We start from the raw sequence: 16,175 nt of genomic DNA on the forward strand, positions 1-16,175 counted from the left end.
ATTGAAGCAGATTTTAAGACTGAAATCATTTTTTGATTTCAGTCTTTTCTTTTATTTTTTTCAAGATTTGCGGCTAAAAAAGCCCGTTTAATTTTGTTGTCGGCTTTTTTATAAGGGATGTCAAATTTCTGCAAAAAGGTCCTAAACGCCTGCTGACCGATTTGGGCATCGGTCACCTCTAATTCCACTTCAAAATCCTCTTGGCCGCTGTAAAAGCTATGGTCAATTGCTAATAAGCCCTCAGGAATTTTAAATTCAGCCCGCTTGGTGGTTAACTGGGCAATTTGCTTTAGCTCAGCGGGAGTGACCGCAAGTTCCTGCATTTTTTTCACCGTGTGACCTGCTGATAAAAATTTTCCAGCTTCGACATAGGTATTCGCTTCCGCTAAAGAAAGGTTGTCAGTCGTTTCTAAAAGTCCATCCGTTAAAGGCGTTTTTAAAGTAGCTTCACCATAATCACTGTAGAGGCGAATCCGCAAACCCCAGCCGGCATTTTGCAGCCGGCCCGTCGCTGTATCATAATAAGCATTGGTTTGGCTGAAGAAATCAGCGGCAGTTAGCTGGTAAAAATCAATTAGTTTCTGATAATCTGCAGCTGCTAGTAAACTTTTGTATTCTATTTCGACACTTTCACTCATGAATTTCGCCTCGCTTTTTTCTCCATCATAGTAGACAAAATCAAAATCGACAACTATTTTAAAATGAAGTGCTTTCCTTAATTCTGCTAGGCCTTTATGGTAAAATAAGGTGTATGTAAAATGCAAAGTTGAGGAAAAATAAATGGAACGAGACTGGAATTTATTTTTGGCGCCTTATGAACAAGCGGTGTCAGAATTGAAGATAAAACTGCGAGGAATCCGCAAACAATACCGGGAACAAAGTGAACATGTGCCGATTGAATTTGTGACTGGCCGTGTGAAACCGGTGGAAAGTATTTTGGCGAAGGCGCAGCTGCGGCACATTCCTTTAGACCGTTTAGAAGAAGAGATGTCAGACATTGCTGGCCTGCGAATCATGTGTCAATTTGTGGAGGACATCCACCAAGTCGTGCAGATTTTAAAGAATCGTCGGGATATTAAGGTGATTCAAGAACGGGATTATATTTCTAATAATAAAGCGAGCGGCTATCGTTCATATCATTTGGTGATTGAATACCCGGTGGAACTTGTAGGCGGCGAAAAAATTATTTTAGCAGAAATTCAAATCAGAACGCTGGCAATGAATTTCTGGGCGACGATTGAACATTCTTTAAATTATAAATATAAAGGGGAGTTTCCTCAGGAGATGAGCGAACGTTTGCAGCGGGCAGCTGAAGCGGCCTATCTTTTAGATGAAGAAATGTCAAAAATTCGCGAAGAAATTCAAGAAGCCCAAAAACTTTTCTCCCACGGGCGAGGCTCTGAGCGGGATAATTATTTCCAGAAAAATAGCGAGGATCAATCATGAAAGTTGCGATTGTAAATAATCACGAAGAAAAATCATTGGCAGTTGCCAAGCAGCTGCGGGATCTTTTAGGTCAAGCAAATATAATTTTAGATGAACGCAATCCTGAACTGGTAATTTCTGTCGGCGGCGACGGCACATTACTTTCGGCCTTTCACCGTTACAATCACTTATTATCCAAGGTCAGCTTTTTGGGTGTGCACACGGGGCATCTGGGTTTTTATACTGACTGGCGAGATTATGAGCTGACTGAACTAGTCGAAAGTTTAAAAAATAACCGCGGCCAGAGTGTCAGCTATCCTTTATTAGATATTGTTATCAAATATTCAGATGGCAAGACGCAAAATCATTTTCTGGCTTTGAATGAGTCGACGATTAAGCGGGGCAATCGCACGATGGTGGCGGATGTCTATATTAAAGATGAATTATTCGAGCGGTTTCGGGGGGATGGGCTGTCGATTTCAACACCGACCGGCTCAACGGCTTACAATAAAAGTATCGGTGGTGCAGTGATTCATCCTAGTATCAATGCTTTTCAATTGGCAGAAATTGCTTCACTAAATAATCGGATTTTCAGAACGCTGGGCTCACCGATTATTATTGCAGAAAATGAATGGCTGGAAATTAATTTGAAGGATCGCAGTGATTACTTTGTGACTGTCGATCAATTGGATATTCGTCAAGACAATATTGCCTCTATTTATTATCGAATTGCCAAGGAACGGATTCACTTTGCTTCTTATCGCCATACACATTTTTGGCGACGGGTGCGGGATTCCTTTATCAGTGAGGGGTAGCCGTGGAATTTAATTGGATATATCAAAAAGAAGCCCCGCAGCTTTTGCGGAGCTTTTTAAAAGAGCAGGGAATTTCTAAAGGGCTGCTGGCAAAAATTAAATTTCAAGGCGGGCAGATTTTTGTCAATCAGCAGGAGCAAAATGTCTTGTTTTCTCTAAAGGCAAATGATAAGGTTACAGTTGTGATTCCGGATGAAAAAGAACATGAAACAGTTCTTTTAGATGAGACACCAATCGATATAATTTTTGAAGATGAGCATCTATTAGTGGTGAATAAACCTTGGGGGGTCTCATCAATTCCCGCCCAGTACCATCCGAATGGGACGATGGCCAATCGGGTAAAATATTATTATAAAAAACAAGGCTATGTCGATCAAGTGGTTCATGTTGTGACCCGTTTAGATCGGGATACCAGCGGACTGATGCTTTTTGCTAAGCATGGTTTTGCCCATGCGAAGTTAGACGTCCAGCTGAGGGAAAAGCAATTTATAAAAAAATATCAAGCTCTGGTGGCTGGTGAAATTAATACGCTGCAAAAACATGCTGAAATCAGTTTACCCATCGCCAGAGATTTAACTTCTTTATTAAAACGCAAAGTTGCTGCAGAAGGCCAGCAGGCAGTCACGGAATACTGGTTGGATTATTTAAGTCAGGAAGTAGCTTCAGTCGATATTCAATTGCACACCGGCCGGACTCATCAGATTCGGGTCCATTTTGCGGCGATTAATTGCCCGCTATTGGGAGATGAGATGTATAACGGTCGCTTGGATTTAGGTATTGAACGGCAAGCATTGCACTGTTATGATTTGCGTTTTCAACATCCTTTTACAGGAGCAGCTTTAGCATTTGAGCTGCCTTTAGCGGAGGACATGCAAAAAGTTTTAGAACAACAGAAAAATATTTTCTAGAAAGTTGTGGTGAGGGAAATGGATGAAAATCAAGAATTGCAGGAGCAGTTTGACCTATTACTGGAGGATTTAGCCCAGGATAAGATTCAAGATTTTCGAGAACGCTTTTTGGACCTGCATATTTACGAGCAGGGGCAGTTCTACCAAGACCTCGATGAAACCCAACGGCAGCAAGTTTACGGTTATCTATCGCCAAAAGAATTGGCGGATATGTTTGACGTTATTGAAGAAGATAATGAAAACATGAAGGATTATTTAGCTGAAATGCGGCCTAATTATGCCGCTGATATGCTAGCCGAAATGTTTACCGATAATGCCGTGGATTTATTGAACACCTTAAATAAACGACAAGTTGCAAAGTATCTCAGCTTGATGGACGCCGAATCCGCCAGCGAAATCAAAGAACTTTTGCATTACGAAGATGACACCGCCGGCTCAATTATGACGACTGAATATGTGTCGATTGTCGCCAATCAAACGGTGCGCTCCGCCATGTATGTTTTAAAAAATGAAGCCTTTGTCGCGGAAACAATTTACTATGTTTATGTGGTCAATGCTGATGAACAATTGGTCGGGGTTATTTCCTTGCGGGATTTAATCATCAACGATGACGACACGATGATTTCAGAAATTTTAAATGAGCGGGTGATCTCGGTTCATGTTGGCGATGACCAAGAGGATGTTGCCCAAACTTTCCGGGATTATGATTTCCTTGCGCTGCCGGTGACTGATTATGATGACCATCTACTAGGAATTGTCACCGTCGATGATATTATCGATGTTATCGATGATGAAGCCGCCAGCGATTATTCTGGTTTGGCGGGGGTTAACGTTGAAGAAATCAGTGAGAATCCAATGAAGGCGGCCTCACGCCGTTTGCCATGGCTGATCACCTTACTTTTTTTAGGCATGTCAACAGCGACGTTAATCTCGCATTATGAAAGTTTGGTCAGTGAAGCGAGTATTTTGGCCGTCTTTATCTCTTTGATTACTGGGACTGCGGGGAATGCCGGCACGCAATCACTGGCGGTTGCCGTGAGACGGCTAGCAGTTTCAGATGAAAAAAAAGGCTTTACCAGTATGATTTTAAGTGAAGTTGCCACCGGTGCGATTACCGGAGCCATCACTGGTGTTACTATCATGATTATTGTCGGCATTTGGCGACAAGATTTTATTTTAGGTTTTGTCATTGGCATGGCGATGCTGGGGGCAATTACAGTCGCCAATTTGGCCGGCAGTTTGATTCCAGTTTTAATGGACAAGCTAGGCTTTGACCCGGCGGTTGCCAGTGGCCCTTTCATCACGACCTTGAGTGACTTAACAAGTGTTTTGATTTATTTCAACATTGCCAGTTTCTTTATGAGCTACTTTATTGGTCATTAACAGCACAAAAAAGACAGCATCAAACAAGGATGCGAAGCGGCCCTCAAAAGTTAGAGTTTTGGTCTAACCTTTGAGGGTCGCTTTAGTGTTGTCGTTTACTTTAGCCAAAATTGCCAACGATTTTTGTACCGTGGGCTTCGTGAACATTCAAAGTCGTCATCACGGACTCAACGTTTTCATCAGTGATGCCGGCGCCGGGCAGGATAATTAATTTATCTTTAGCGTATTCAATTAATTCTTTTAGACGGGAAAAATTGTCTTCAATTTTTGTGCCGGCTGCTCCACCGTGGGTTAAAATTCGTTGAACGCCATGCTCTGCTAACCAATCAATCGCCTGAAATTGTTTGTCGGCTGGAATTTGGTCAAAGGCCATATGAAAGGTCACCTGTAACCCTTCAGCATTTTCTAAAAGCATTTCTAAAGCTTCTTCATCCAACCAATGATCTTCAGTCAAACAGCCGAAGACTACGCCATCTGTGCCTAATTTTTTGGCTTCGATTAAATCTGTGTGCATAATTTTTAATTCGGTATCATTATAGAAAAAATTACCGCCTCGAGGCCGAATCATGGTCATGATAGGTACTTGATGCTCATTGCCATAGCTCAAGGCTTCTTCAATGACGCCTGTGCTAGGGGTCGTTCCGCCAACGGCCAAGTTGTCGCATAATTCAATCCGTTTGGCACCATTGGCAATGGCTTTAGGAATATTCGTAAAATTTTCGGCACAAAATTCTTTAATCACTTGTTTGCCTCCTTAATAGTTAAGCTGAAATCAAGATTTCTCCGCTATTTTAGCATATTTACTTGCAGTTGTTGAGGGCAAGCTTTAAGATGGAGTCATTAGTTAAAAAAGTGAGAGAAAAGATGCTAAAAAAAATTGATCAAGCCCAATTATTTATTGAAAAAAATGCTAAATTATTTCGCTGTCCTCTCTGCCATCGAGGGATGCAGTCTAAAGAATATAGCTTAATTTGTGAGAGCGATCATCGCTTTGATTTATCCAAAAAAGGCACGCTGTTTTTTTTAAAGCAGGGACATGTTACTGAATACTCGAAGGAAATGTTTCAACCAAGGGGCCGCATGATTCAAGCAGGCATGTATCAGCCGGTGTTGGATGTCGCAGCCAGCTGGTTAAGTTCTGAGATGAGGGTCTTAGATGTCGGCTGTGGCGAGGGCAGTTTTTTGTCTCGGCTGAAGGAGAAAGTGAACTTTCCAATTGGCGTAGGCTTTGATATTTCTAAAGAAGGCATCTATTTGGCCAGCAATCAGCCGGGAGAAAATTTTTACTGTGTTGCAGATTTGACCAATTTACCCTTTGCTGATCAAAGTTTTACCTGTTTATTGAATATTTTTACCCCTTCCCATTATCAAGAGTTTCAGCGGGTGTTGCAAAAAGACGGCTTTTTGTTAAAAATAGTTCCACAGTCTTGTTATTTAAAAGAATTGCGAGCTGCTTTTTATCCAGATCAAGAAGACAAGCAATCTTATTCAAATCAGGCAGTTATTCAAAAGCTTTCTGAAAAAATGGCGATTATACAGCAAAAACGTGTGACTTATAGCTTTGATATTCCCGAAGAAAATCGCTTGGATTTACTGTCAATGTCGCCTTTAGAGTGGCAGGTCAGCTCCGAAAGAAAACAGTTTCTTTCAGAAAACCCCTTAAGAAAAATCACAATTGATGTCGATGTGATTAAGGCTGTAAAGAAAATGGCCTGAAATTTGAAATAATTTTAAGAAAAGACTTGAAAAATTTTACGAATGATGTTATATTACATTCAAGTCATTTTTCATTGGTTTTTATCAGGTTCCTGTTCTGATAAAAGTTAGTGAAAAGAGCTTCACTAACGTAACGACTCGCAGTGCTAGACACCGAGGCGGTACGTTTTTTTTATGCAAAAATCACGAAATCCGCTATACTGTTAGTATTGCGATTGACGATAAACTATAGAATGAAGGAACTTTTCCATGACAAATCAGATAGTCTTGTTTGAACCACAAATTCCTGCTAATACCGGCAATATTGCCCGGACGTGTGCGGCGACTAATTCACCGCTACATTTAATTGAACCTCTAGGCTTTTCGACAGATGACAAGCAATTGAAACGAGCGGGTTTAGATTATTGGCACGATGTCGATATTACTTACCACACATCTTTAGAGGCATTTTTAGAATACCTTGGTGAGGGCCAGCTTCATTTAATCACTAAATTTGCTCACAAAGTTTACAGTGATGTTGACTACAACGACGGGCAGGACCATTTCTTTTTATTCGGAAAGGAAACGACTGGTCTGCCGGAGGAATTTATGCGGGAGAATGAAGAAAAATGTTTGCGGATTCCAATGAATGACGAGCATGTGCGGTCATTAAATCTATCGAACACCGCTGCCTTAATTGTCTATGAAGCATTGCGGCAGCAAAATTTTCCTAATTTGGAACTTGAGCATCATTATGAGCATGATAAATTAGATTAAAAATAAACGATAAAGGACGTCAAAATGGATTTATATTTTACACGCCACGGGAAAACTGAATGGAATTTAGCTGGCCGTTTTCAAGGAATGATGGGGGATTCCCCTTTATTGCCTACTAGCCATGATGAAATTAAGCAATTTGGCCAGCATGTCAAAGAGATTCCCTTTGCAAAAGTTTACGCCAGCACCTCTAAGCGGGCCCAAGATACTGCCAAAGGAATTGTTAGCCAGCTAGCTCAGCCGGTGGAAATTATTTCCACGCCGGATTTGCGGGAATTAGGTTTAGGAACTTTGGAGGGGCGGTCGATCGAAAGCCGTCGGAAACATTTTGCCGAAAACTTAGACAATATGCGCTATCGGATGGATTTATATGATCCAACTCCCTTTGAAGGGGAGCCGATTGATCAAGCGATTGCCCGCATTGTTAACGTTGTGACGCAAGCTGTGGCGGATAATACTACCGATCAGCCACTACTTTTTGTGGGACACGGGGCGTCTTTGACCTCCTCCATTCAGTGGCTGGCGGGAAAATCTTTGGCAGAAGTCCGCAGTCAAGGCGGTTTGTTAAATAGTAGCTTAACGATTTTAGAAGCGGTCGAACCAAAGCGCGAGCTGCCTTATCAGCTAAAATTATGGAATGATGTCAGCTTTTTAACGGAGTAGTCGATAAATTAAAGGATGAGAGTATGTTTGAAGCAGAGCGCATTTATATCACCGGTGAAGTAGCGGCGATTTTTTTTCAAAATCCCGGCAACTTTTATAAGGTGTTGTTGATTAAAGTCAGCGATACCAACAGTGAATTTAAAGAAGTTGAAATTGTGGTGACCGGTAGCTTTGGTCAGATGCAGGAGGGGGAAAGCTACCGTTTTTTTGGTGACTTTGTTGACCATCCCCGCTATGGCAAACAATTTCAAGCCGAAAGCTATGAACAAGAGCGGCCAACTTCGGCTCATGGTGTCGTCAGCTATTTATCTTCTGATAAATTTCCCGGCATCGGCAAGCGGACTGCAGAAAAAATTGTCGAAGTTTTAGGAGAAGATGCGATTGAACGGATGCTGGCAGATCCAAGTCTGCTGCAGCAAATTCCCAATTTAAATGAAACTAAGCAGCGGACCATTTTAGAAACGGTACGCTTGAATCACGGTATGGACCAAGTGATTGTCGGGTTGACCCGCTATGGCTTTGGTAATCAGCTAGCCTTTTCGATCTATCAAACGTATCAAAATGAAGCACTGGAGATTATTCAAGAGAATCCGTATCAGCTGGTGGAGGATATCGAGGGAATTGGCTTTAAAAAAGCCGATAATATTGCCGAGCAGTTGGGAATTGTCGCAGATTCGCCGCAACGCATCAGAGCGGCTGTCCTGCATCAAAATTTTCAGCAGGCGTTGCAAACAGGTAACACTTATGCAGAGGCTGAAATGTTGCTGAACCAAACGATTTACGTTTTAGAGAGCAGTCGGCCCTTTGAAATCAAGCCGAATTTAGTAGCCGATGTTATCATTGGACTGGTGGAGGAAGGCAAAATCCAGCAGGAGGAAACCAAGCTCTATGAAAACAGCTTGTATTTTTCCGAATGGGGAATTGGTGGGGCTGTTGACCGGTTGTTAGGTCGTAAAAAAGAAATTAGCTATCCCAAAAAAGAAATTGATAAAGCGTTGCGCCTGATTGAAAAAACTTCCGGCATTGTCTATGGTGAATCGCAGGAAAAAGCGATCAGAGATGCTATCAAAGCGCCGATGTTTATTTTAACTGGCGGACCAGGGACCGGAAAAACGACAGTCATCAACGGGATTGTCCAATTGTTTGCTGAATTAAACGGCATTGAATTAGATCCAAAAAAATACAGCAATGAAATTTTTCCAATTTTATTGGCGGCCCCGACTGGTCGAGCAGCTAAACGAATGAATGAGACGACTGGCTTGCCCGCCAGCACAATTCACCGATTGTTAGGCTTGAACGGACGGGAAAAATCCCAGAGCCTTTCCGCTAAGGAATTAGAAGGCGGCCTGTTGATTGTTGATGAGATGTCGATGGTGGATACTTGGCTGGCCAACACATTATTTAAAGCGATTCCCACTAATATGCAAGTAATTTTTGTGGGGGATAAAGATCAGCTGCCTTCAGTTGGTCCCGGGCAAGTTCTTCACGACTTATTGGAAATTGCCGAAATTCCCAAAAAAGAATTGACGGAAATTTATCGGCAAGGCTCGGATTCCACGATTGTGCCTTTAGCCCATGAAATTCGCCAAGGAATGCTGCCGGCTGATTTCAATAAAAATCAGAAGGACCGCTCATTTTTTAATGCCCATGCCAATCAGATTGAGCCATTGATTCGGCAAATTGTCGAAAAGGCCAAGTTGAAGGGTTTCACTCCACAGGATATTCAAGTTTTGGCACCGATGTATCGAGGCGTGGCCGGCATCGATGCCATTAATAAAATGATGCAGGAAATTTTTAATCCTAATGACGGCTCCCGTAAGGAAGTTAAATGGAATGACACTGTCTATCGTATCGGAGACAAAGTCTTGCAATTAGTCAACGAGCCAGAGCTGAACGTTTTTAACGGCGATATGGGAGTTATCACCGGCATCACCTTTGCTAAAGACAATGAAGATAAAGTTGACCAGTTGACGATTTTGTTTGACGCCACTGAAGTGACCTATCGCCGCAATGAGTGGATCAATATCACGCTGTCCTATTGTTGCTCGATTCATAAAGCACAGGGTAGTGAATTTAAAATGGTCATTTTGCCGATGGTCAAACAGTATTCCCGCATGCTGCAGAGAAATCTGCTTTATACCGCTGTCACCCGTAGCAAGGACCTGCTAATTTTATTAGGGGAGACCGAAGCCTTTGTCCAATGTGTACAAAATGAATCGGCAATCCGCTTAACAACTTTAAAGGAAAGAATTCTCAACGCCTCTGAAATGTCACTGACTCTGCGTAGCAAATTAGAAGCCTACGAAGAATCTTTAATGGCCGATCCCTTCACCGATGAGGAGCGGCCGCGACGGACTGTTCAACCGACGAAAGAAAAAAAACAGACTGGGACGACTGCTGAGGAAAAGCAGCCCCAATTATTTAGCGGGATTGAGCTGGATAACTCTGCTAATCAACCGAATATTTTTGAAGCCAGTGAAAGCTATCAAACTACTGATTCAGAAAAAACAGTGGATGTCGAATCTCCAATAACCAAGGAATCTGCCAACTCTGTCAATGAATCTGCAGTAGCCATGGAATCTGCTGACGTTGCAAATGAATCTGCAACAGTTAATGAGTCCGCTAACGCTGTCAATCAATCAGAACCACAGCAAAAGGATTTCATTTTGACCTTAACAGCCATTCAAAAACAGCAAATCGATCCTTTAATCGGGATGGCGGGTGTGACGCCTCAGGATTTCTCCTGAAAAACGTTTTTGAATATTTTCAAAAAAATTTAAGCAAATCTCTTACACGAAATTTTTTTTTGTGATAAGCTAACTCTTGCGACTGAAAAGAATGCCATTGGCTAAAATTCTCTTCAGGCGCTTTTTTTATTTTATGAAAACAAAGGAGCAAAACAATGCCAAAAACAAAACTCGAAGGAATTCTTTTTACAACTACAATGTGTCTATTAATGGTAACAGGAATGAGCGCTTATAATTTAGCGATTCATCATAGTTTCTCATGGGGAGCCTTATTCGGTGGCTTAATCACTGGCTTTATCGTTGCTTTTATTTTGGATGTCTTTATCGTCGGTAAAATTGCCAAGTCAGTAGCCTTTAAATTACCCATCAACAAAGAAAAAATGCTGCATAAAATTTTAGCTATTTCAGGTTGTATGGTCACAGGAATGGTTTTATGTATGTCATTTTACGGAGTTGTCTATGAACAAGGCTTCAGCGAAAACTTTTTGATGATGTATCTGACCGCGATTGGCTTTAATATTATTGCAGCCTTGCCATTGCAATTATTGATTGTTGGACCAATTTCCCGCAAGTTATTAGGTTTATTCCAGGGCTATACTGCAAAATCAGCGGTTGAATTTGACCCTGAAGCTTAAAGTAACATAAAAAAATCCGTATCTTCTGCTAAGTTCTCTAAGTCGCAGGTCTGTGTTAGACCGGCTGCACTGAAAACTTAGGAAGATACGGTTTTTTTATTGTAGGAAATAGTTCTAAATAATTTTTAGATAGCTGATTAATACCACAATAATTGTTTGTCTAATTGAAAGGAAACATCAAAGGGCTGCGGTTCTAACACTTCGCCGTCTGTTTGGGCGAACTCAGGAACTGTTGAAATCAAACGCAATTTGCGGCCATTAAAATGGTGGAAATATTTTGACTTCGTATGTTTCTTTTGAACCAATAAAATAATTAGCCAAAAAATTTTAAACAGGGCAATCCGCTCAACGACAATCGTTTCAAAACTGTCCTGCTCAACACTCGCCATCGGGGCAATCGGTACGCCGCCACCAAAGTAAGGATGATTGGTTGTTGTGCATAAAAAGGCGTTGTCAAAGGAATACTCTTGACCGTTTGATTCAATTAAAATCGGATAGCCTTTTTGAGTAAAGAGCACTTTTAGGATGGAGAAGATATAGGAAAAAGAACCCATATGGTATTTGTTCAGATTTTTCTTGGCGGCAGAGTCATTCGTGGTAGCCACAATAGAGGCTTCTAAGCCGATGCCAAAATTATTAAAGACTAAGCCTTGCTGATTTTTGACTTGCTCATCATAGGTGATGACGTGCATTTCTTTGGGGCTTGGAGCATTGACAATTTGCCAAAAGGCTTTTTCAATTTCCTTTGGCAGTCCGATAGCCCGAGCCAAATCGTTACCGGAGCCAGCAGGTAAATAAGCCACCGGGAATTTTTTTCCTAACAGATAAAATTGATTCAATACACCGTGCAACGTGCCATCGCCACCGACAATCACTAGCAGCGGGTAAACCTCCTCAGAATTTTGTAAGTCATCGTGCCACGGCTTCAATGTGGTTTCCGCCAATTCAGCAGCGATTATTTTTTCATCGCCGATGTTTTCTGTTCGGTAAACGCTATGTAAGAAATGATTTTTTTCCAATAAAGTAACTATTTTTTTGGCAGCATTGGCCCCCGTACCGCTGCCAGCAGCTGGGTTAATTAATAAGTGATAATGAAAGTTCATAAAGTAATTTACTCCTATAAAAATTAACTAATCTTTCGTTTCCTTTGAATTATAGCAGAAATTCAGCAAATAAAGAAAAAGTTGGGCTCACAAAATTACTTGTGGGCCCAACTTTTTTTATTCTTCAATAATCAGCGCTTGAATACCGGCTCCGGCCAAAATGCGAGCAGCATTATAATTATTCAAGCCTTTTCTAAAGGTTAAATAAACCGTTTGGTCGGTGGGCACCTCTGTCAGTCGCTCCCGTAATTCGCTTAAAGGAATATTGGCCGTTGCTGCTAAAGAACCCGTCGTAGCTTTACCAGCCTCTCGAATATCTAAGAAAAAGGCGGTTTGGAAATCGGCTTCAGGAATGTCTGCCAGCTTGATTGTGGCTGCCACGTTGCTCAATTGATTGATGGCAACATAACCAGCTGTATTTAGTGGATCACGGGTTGTGGAATAAGGTGGCGAATAAGGCAATTCTAAGTCCGGTAAATCAAAGACGCTGAGATTTCCGGTGATGGCCACAGATAATTCACCAATCCGTTTATCAACACCCTTTTCACCAACCGCTTGGCCGCCGAGAATTTTACCACTGTCGGCATCAAAAATTAATTTTAAATTTAAACGAGTGGCCCCTGGATAAAAGTACGCATGGTCAAAAGGGGTGATAAAAATTGTTTTATAATTGGTAATACCGGCTGCTTTTAGCATAGCTTCTGTGTAACCGACAAAGCTAGCGGTCAAATCAAAAACCTTACCCACACCGGCACCGATAAAGCCGCGATAGCGGAGCGGATTGCCAACAAAAATATCAGCCAATAAATGCCCTTGGCGATTAGCTGCACTAGACAAGAGACTAGGGATCGGCAGACCAATAATCACACTGGTTGTTTCAATGACATCGCCAATAGCATAAATATCAGCAATATTCGTTCGCAGCTGATCATCAACAATAATATGCTGGTCAGCGGCCAAAGCGATACCAGCTGCCGCTGCAACTTCGGTATTTGGCTTGACGCCGGTGGCAAAAATCAGCATTTCTTGTTCAATCTCTTGACCGTCTGCTAAGCGCAATTTTCGGCCGTTTTCACTAATTTCTGTGGCAGTTTCCCCGAGGAAAACACGAATGTCTTCGGCAATTAATTTTTCATATAAAATATCAGCAATTTCCTGATCGTAAGGGTAGGCAACTTGTGGCAATTGTTCAACCAAAGTCACCGCCATGCCGCGATGCTTAAAGTTTTCGGCTAATTCCAAGCCGGCAATCCCCGCTCCTAAGATGGTCACTTTTTGGGGATTTTCTTGCTCCATGAAATTTTTTATCTCATCGGCATCGGAAACACTTCGTAGCACGAAAGCATTGTTCGCTTCAGTCAAACCATCAATCAGCGGAAAAACTGGCCGGGCCCCTGCAGAAATAACTAATTTATCATAGGTTTCCACATAGCTTTCGTTGGTTTTCAAATTGGTGACGCTGACGGTTTTCGCTTGCGGGTCAATCTTGGTGACTTCATTAAAAATTCGCACATCTAAATTATTTTTAATTTTTAAACTTTCCGGGGTGCGTTCAATTAAAGAATCCCGGTCATCAATTACCCCACCTAAATAATAAGGTAGAGCACAACTGGCGTAGGAAATATTAGCGCCTCTTTCCAGCATGATAATTTCAATACTTTCATCTAAACGACGTAGGCGGGTAGCAAATGAAGGGCCACCGGCGACAGCGCCAATTACTAGGACTTTCATGGAAAAGCCTCCTTTTATTTTTCTAAGAATTAGCATAAATTCATGCTACGCTTGCTGAAAAAAATAAGCAACTAATTGTACTTCAAACAAATAATAACCTCCCAAACCAGTTATCATTCGCTGGTTTTGGGAGGTTATTTTAAGAAAAATATTAAAAAAAATATAAAAAAAAATATTTACTCGACTTCTGTGAAGCCCGCAGCCTTTAAGCTAGTAGCAAAATCCTCATAGGCTAATTCGCTAACGACCTGACTATCTGGCAAAGTTGTGCCGGTCAAATTGGCGAAGCTGCTGCTATCGACTTGACTCATGTCAAGTTCAATATTGACCTCAAAGGCCTCATCGGTAAATTGATTAGTCAAGGTGACGCCTGCTGTGTCGCTATAAGTTTCAAAGGTACTGGCTAAGGCTTCTTCCAATGCTGTCTGCTGTTCTTCTGATAGCGTGCCATCCTCCTCTAAGCCTAAATCCGTTAATTTAAAACTGGCTAAAATTTCGACGGTCCGCATGGTCTCATCTTGATGCTGAATGGTAATTTGGGTTTGGGCACCATCAAGGAGACCCTCATAGACCGCTGTTTGTTGTGTTTTATCTTCAATCACTTCTGTGGCCGTTTCGCTGCAGCCTGCTAAAATCAAGAGCATTATGCCGGCAATCAGCAATGGCAGATAGGTTTTCAATGTTTTCATCTCTATGGTCCCCCAAAAATCTCTGTTTCATTAATAGTATCACAAATTTTTCGCCTTAGAAGCAGGAATTTTTCGTTATCAAGCAATCGGCAATTGCTAAAATTATTTTTTTTGGTATAATTGACCATTGTTATCATATTTTTATCGCGGTTCGTCGACCATCCCGCGTTACCAAAACTAGGAGGAGGAAAAAAACATGCAAGCAACTAACAGTACTACGAGGAAATCCCTCGTCGCCTTAATCGTCAACGGGCTAATCATGGCACTTTATATCGCCCTAACTATTTTGGTGGCTCCCGTTTCATCAGGACCGATTCAATTTCGGATTTCGGAAAGTTTAAATCATCTGGTCGTCTTTAATCGCAAATTTATTTGGGGTGTCTTAGGCGGTGTGATTGTCTACAATCTGTTTTTCGGATTTGGCGTGATGGATGCGCTCTTTGGGGGAGCTCAGACTTTGATTTCATTAGGCTTAACAGCTCTTTTGTATAATAAAGTCAAAAGTCCAATTGTTCGTCTAGCTTTGAACACGCTATTTTTCACGGCCAGTATGGCAATCATTGCGTATATGCTGACAATGACTGGCAGCGCAGGCAGCTTCTGGGCAATGTATGGCACTTTAGCGTTGAGTGAATTTATCATCATGGCGATTTCAGCGCCAGTAATGTATGTCTTAAATGAAGCCTTGAACTTCAAAAAAATCGTTTAAGCTTCATCTGTAACAACTGAATAAAATAAATAAAACCGGCAGCTTTTAGTGGGAAAACTAAGGCTGCCGGTTTTTTATGAATTGTTTTTATAAACTGTTGTCATCATTGTGTTGCAGGTCTTCAACTTCGACCACTTTAAAGTTTTTATGCTCTAAATTCGCAATAATTTCTTCGCAGGTTTCTCTAGAAGTATTTTCCGGTAAAGTAATTAACGTACGGCGGATAAAGGCATCCTTGCCGACATCTAGAGTGATACAAGCCGCAATGCTGACATATTTAGAAATAATTTTTGACATGTAAGCTAAATCGCCTTGTTTACCGGTTGAAGCAATTGTTAAAACATAACTGCCGGTTTCGATATTCCAAGACTGGGCCAAGACATTTAATAAAGCCGCATGGGTTAAAATCCCGTAAAAATAATTGTTATCATCTAAAACAGCAATATAAGGTAATTCTTTAATAGTAAAGAATACTTTAAAAAACGAAGTATCAATATCAATAAATTTAGTAGCATTTTTCAATAGGTGAGTCACCGGTAAACTCATGTCACCGCCGTTAGCTTTATGGCGATAGATGTGCATCTTATAGATATTACCCCGAAAAATTTTATTGGTTTCATCGAGAATCGGCACACAGCGGAAACCAGACTCTTCCAAAATGTTTAATGCTTCCTCCAAAGTGCTGGATTCAGTGACTGTCGTCAAATCTTTTTTCTTGCGAACAATTGATTTCAATAACATAAAATACTCCTCCTAACAATCTATTCCTTCCCCTGTATAATAACATAATTTCAAAAGAAACCATAGAGGATTAGTGGAAAACTACATAGAACAGCGCCGGTTTGACAGAAAAATCATCTCGTGATAATGTATGTTAGTACATTTGTGAAATCGT

Annotated in this window: 16 protein-coding genes; 10 read left to right on the plus strand and 6 right to left on the minus strand. The window is 41.3% G+C overall.

What is annotated here, in order from left to right:
* Positions 1-38 precede the first annotated feature (38 nt).
* Positions 39-638 (minus strand): CYTH domain-containing protein, encoded by a 600-nt coding sequence (locus AC1Z3S_RS09390; protein WP_461740161.1) that lies wholly within the window; start codon positions 636-638, stop codon positions 39-41.
* A 142-nt stretch (positions 639-780) separates the two neighbouring features.
* Here AC1Z3S_RS09390 and yjbM point away from each other — a divergent pair, with 142 nt between their 5' ends.
* The 4 genes from yjbM to mgtE are packed head-to-tail and all read left to right on the plus strand — an operon-like array spanning position 781 to position 4,531.
* Positions 781-1,446 (plus strand): GTP diphosphokinase, encoded by a 666-nt coding sequence (gene yjbM / locus AC1Z3S_RS09395; RefSeq protein WP_461740162.1) that lies wholly within the window; start codon positions 781-783, stop codon positions 1,444-1,446.
* Positions 1,443-2,240, plus strand: coding sequence for an NAD kinase (locus tag AC1Z3S_RS09400; protein ID WP_265458168.1), 798 nt, complete (start codon positions 1,443-1,445; stop codon positions 2,238-2,240). The genes yjbM and AC1Z3S_RS09400 overlap by 4 nt, the downstream gene beginning before the upstream one ends.
* A 2-nt stretch (positions 2,241-2,242) precedes the next feature.
* On the plus strand, positions 2,243-3,148 hold the full coding sequence (locus AC1Z3S_RS09405; RefSeq protein ID WP_461740163.1) for an RluA family pseudouridine synthase: 906 nt from the start codon (positions 2,243-2,245) through the stop codon (positions 3,146-3,148).
* 18 nt (positions 3,149-3,166) lie between these two features.
* The gene (mgtE, locus tag AC1Z3S_RS09410) at positions 3,167-4,531 is read left to right on the plus strand and encodes a magnesium transporter (RefSeq protein WP_461740164.1); all 1,365 of its coding nucleotides are present in this window, start codon (positions 3,167-3,169) and stop codon (positions 4,529-4,531) included.
* Between the two features lie 100 nt (positions 4,532-4,631).
* Here the strand turns inward: mgtE and AC1Z3S_RS09415 are convergent, their stop codons facing one another.
* Positions 4,632-5,273, minus strand: a complete 642-nt coding sequence (locus AC1Z3S_RS09415) for a copper homeostasis protein CutC (protein WP_461740165.1) — start codon at positions 5,271-5,273, stop codon at positions 4,632-4,634.
* Positions 5,274-5,395: 122 nt separating this feature from the next.
* Between AC1Z3S_RS09415 and AC1Z3S_RS09420 the strand changes: the two genes are divergently transcribed.
* From AC1Z3S_RS09420 to AC1Z3S_RS09440, 5 genes are all read left to right on the plus strand, one after another.
* Positions 5,396-6,247, plus strand: coding sequence for a methyltransferase domain-containing protein (locus AC1Z3S_RS09420; protein WP_461740166.1), 852 nt, complete (start codon positions 5,396-5,398; stop codon positions 6,245-6,247).
* Positions 6,248-6,496: 249 nt separating this feature from the next.
* Complete coding sequence (trmL, locus tag AC1Z3S_RS09425; RefSeq protein WP_461740167.1) at positions 6,497-7,003, plus strand: tRNA (uridine(34)/cytosine(34)/5-carboxymethylaminomethyluridine(34)-2'-O)-methyltransferase TrmL; 507 nt, start codon at positions 6,497-6,499, stop codon at positions 7,001-7,003.
* A gap of 24 nt (positions 7,004-7,027) precedes the next feature.
* Complete coding sequence (locus AC1Z3S_RS09430; protein ID WP_461740168.1) at positions 7,028-7,666, plus strand: histidine phosphatase family protein; 639 nt, start codon at positions 7,028-7,030, stop codon at positions 7,664-7,666.
* Between the two features lie 23 nt (positions 7,667-7,689).
* Positions 7,690-10,413, plus strand: a complete 2,724-nt coding sequence (gene recD2 / locus AC1Z3S_RS09435; RefSeq protein WP_461740169.1) for an SF1B family DNA helicase RecD2 — start codon at positions 7,690-7,692, stop codon at positions 10,411-10,413.
* A 155-nt stretch (positions 10,414-10,568) separates the two neighbouring features.
* Complete coding sequence (locus tag AC1Z3S_RS09440) at positions 10,569-11,048, plus strand: DUF2798 domain-containing protein (RefSeq protein WP_461740170.1); 480 nt, start codon at positions 10,569-10,571, stop codon at positions 11,046-11,048.
* 137 nt (positions 11,049-11,185) lie between these two features.
* Here the strand turns inward: AC1Z3S_RS09440 and AC1Z3S_RS09445 are convergent, their stop codons facing one another.
* From AC1Z3S_RS09445 to AC1Z3S_RS09455, 3 genes are all read right to left on the minus strand, one after another.
* Positions 11,186-12,151 (minus strand): diacylglycerol/lipid kinase family protein, encoded by a 966-nt coding sequence (locus tag AC1Z3S_RS09445; protein ID WP_461740171.1) that lies wholly within the window; start codon positions 12,149-12,151, stop codon positions 11,186-11,188.
* Positions 12,152-12,268: 117 nt separating this feature from the next.
* Positions 12,269-13,882, minus strand: a complete 1,614-nt coding sequence (locus AC1Z3S_RS09450) for an FAD-dependent oxidoreductase (protein WP_461740172.1) — start codon at positions 13,880-13,882, stop codon at positions 12,269-12,271.
* A 176-nt stretch (positions 13,883-14,058) separates the two neighbouring features.
* Complete coding sequence (locus AC1Z3S_RS09455) at positions 14,059-14,571, minus strand: DUF1307 domain-containing protein (protein ID WP_461740173.1); 513 nt, start codon at positions 14,569-14,571, stop codon at positions 14,059-14,061.
* 196 nt (positions 14,572-14,767) lie between these two features.
* Here AC1Z3S_RS09455 and AC1Z3S_RS09460 point away from each other — a divergent pair, with 196 nt between their 5' ends.
* Entirely contained in the window at positions 14,768-15,280 is a 513-nt protein-coding gene (locus tag AC1Z3S_RS09460; RefSeq protein WP_461736262.1) for a QueT transporter family protein, read from the plus strand.
* An 87-nt stretch (positions 15,281-15,367) separates the two neighbouring features.
* On the opposite strand, the gene cbpA is transcribed toward AC1Z3S_RS09460, so the two are convergent.
* Entirely contained in the window at positions 15,368-16,021 is a 654-nt protein-coding gene (gene cbpA / locus AC1Z3S_RS09465) for a cyclic di-AMP binding protein CbpA (protein WP_265458193.1), read from the minus strand.
* Positions 16,022-16,175 lie beyond the last annotated feature (154 nt).

The sequence above is a fragment of the Enterococcus sp. LJL90 genome (assembly GCF_056924355.1).

Excerpts from the sequence above, each read along its gene's own strand:
- AC1Z3S_RS09390 (WP_461740161.1), bottom strand. The coding sequence starts at position 638 with ATGAGTGAAAGTGTCGAAATAGAATACAAAAGTTTACTAGCAGCTGCA.
- yjbM (WP_461740162.1), top strand. The coding sequence starts at position 781 with ATGGAACGAGACTGGAATTTATTTTTGGCGCCTTATGAACAAGCGGTG.
- AC1Z3S_RS09400 (WP_265458168.1), top strand. The coding sequence starts at position 1,443 with ATGAAAGTTGCGATTGTAAATAATCACGAAGAAAAATCATTGGCAGTT.
- mgtE (WP_461740164.1), top strand. The coding sequence starts at position 3,167 with ATGGATGAAAATCAAGAATTGCAGGAGCAGTTTGACCTATTACTGGAG.
- AC1Z3S_RS09420 (WP_461740166.1), top strand. The coding sequence starts at position 5,396 with ATGCTAAAAAAAATTGATCAAGCCCAATTATTTATTGAAAAAAATGCT.
- trmL (WP_461740167.1), top strand. The coding sequence starts at position 6,497 with ATGACAAATCAGATAGTCTTGTTTGAACCACAAATTCCTGCTAATACC.
- AC1Z3S_RS09430 (WP_461740168.1), top strand. The coding sequence starts at position 7,028 with ATGGATTTATATTTTACACGCCACGGGAAAACTGAATGGAATTTAGCT.
- recD2 (WP_461740169.1), top strand. The coding sequence starts at position 7,690 with ATGTTTGAAGCAGAGCGCATTTATATCACCGGTGAAGTAGCGGCGATT.
- AC1Z3S_RS09440 (WP_461740170.1), top strand. The coding sequence starts at position 10,569 with ATGCCAAAAACAAAACTCGAAGGAATTCTTTTTACAACTACAATGTGT.
- AC1Z3S_RS09445 (WP_461740171.1), bottom strand. The coding sequence starts at position 12,151 with ATGAACTTTCATTATCACTTATTAATTAACCCAGCTGCTGGCAGCGGT.
- AC1Z3S_RS09450 (WP_461740172.1), bottom strand. The coding sequence starts at position 13,882 with ATGAAAGTCCTAGTAATTGGCGCTGTCGCCGGTGGCCCTTCATTTGCT.
- AC1Z3S_RS09455 (WP_461740173.1), bottom strand. The coding sequence starts at position 14,571 with ATGAAAACATTGAAAACCTATCTGCCATTGCTGATTGCCGGCATAATG.
- AC1Z3S_RS09460 (WP_461736262.1), top strand. The coding sequence starts at position 14,768 with ATGCAAGCAACTAACAGTACTACGAGGAAATCCCTCGTCGCCTTAATC.
- cbpA (WP_265458193.1), bottom strand. The coding sequence starts at position 16,021 with ATGTTATTGAAATCAATTGTTCGCAAGAAAAAAGATTTGACGACAGTC.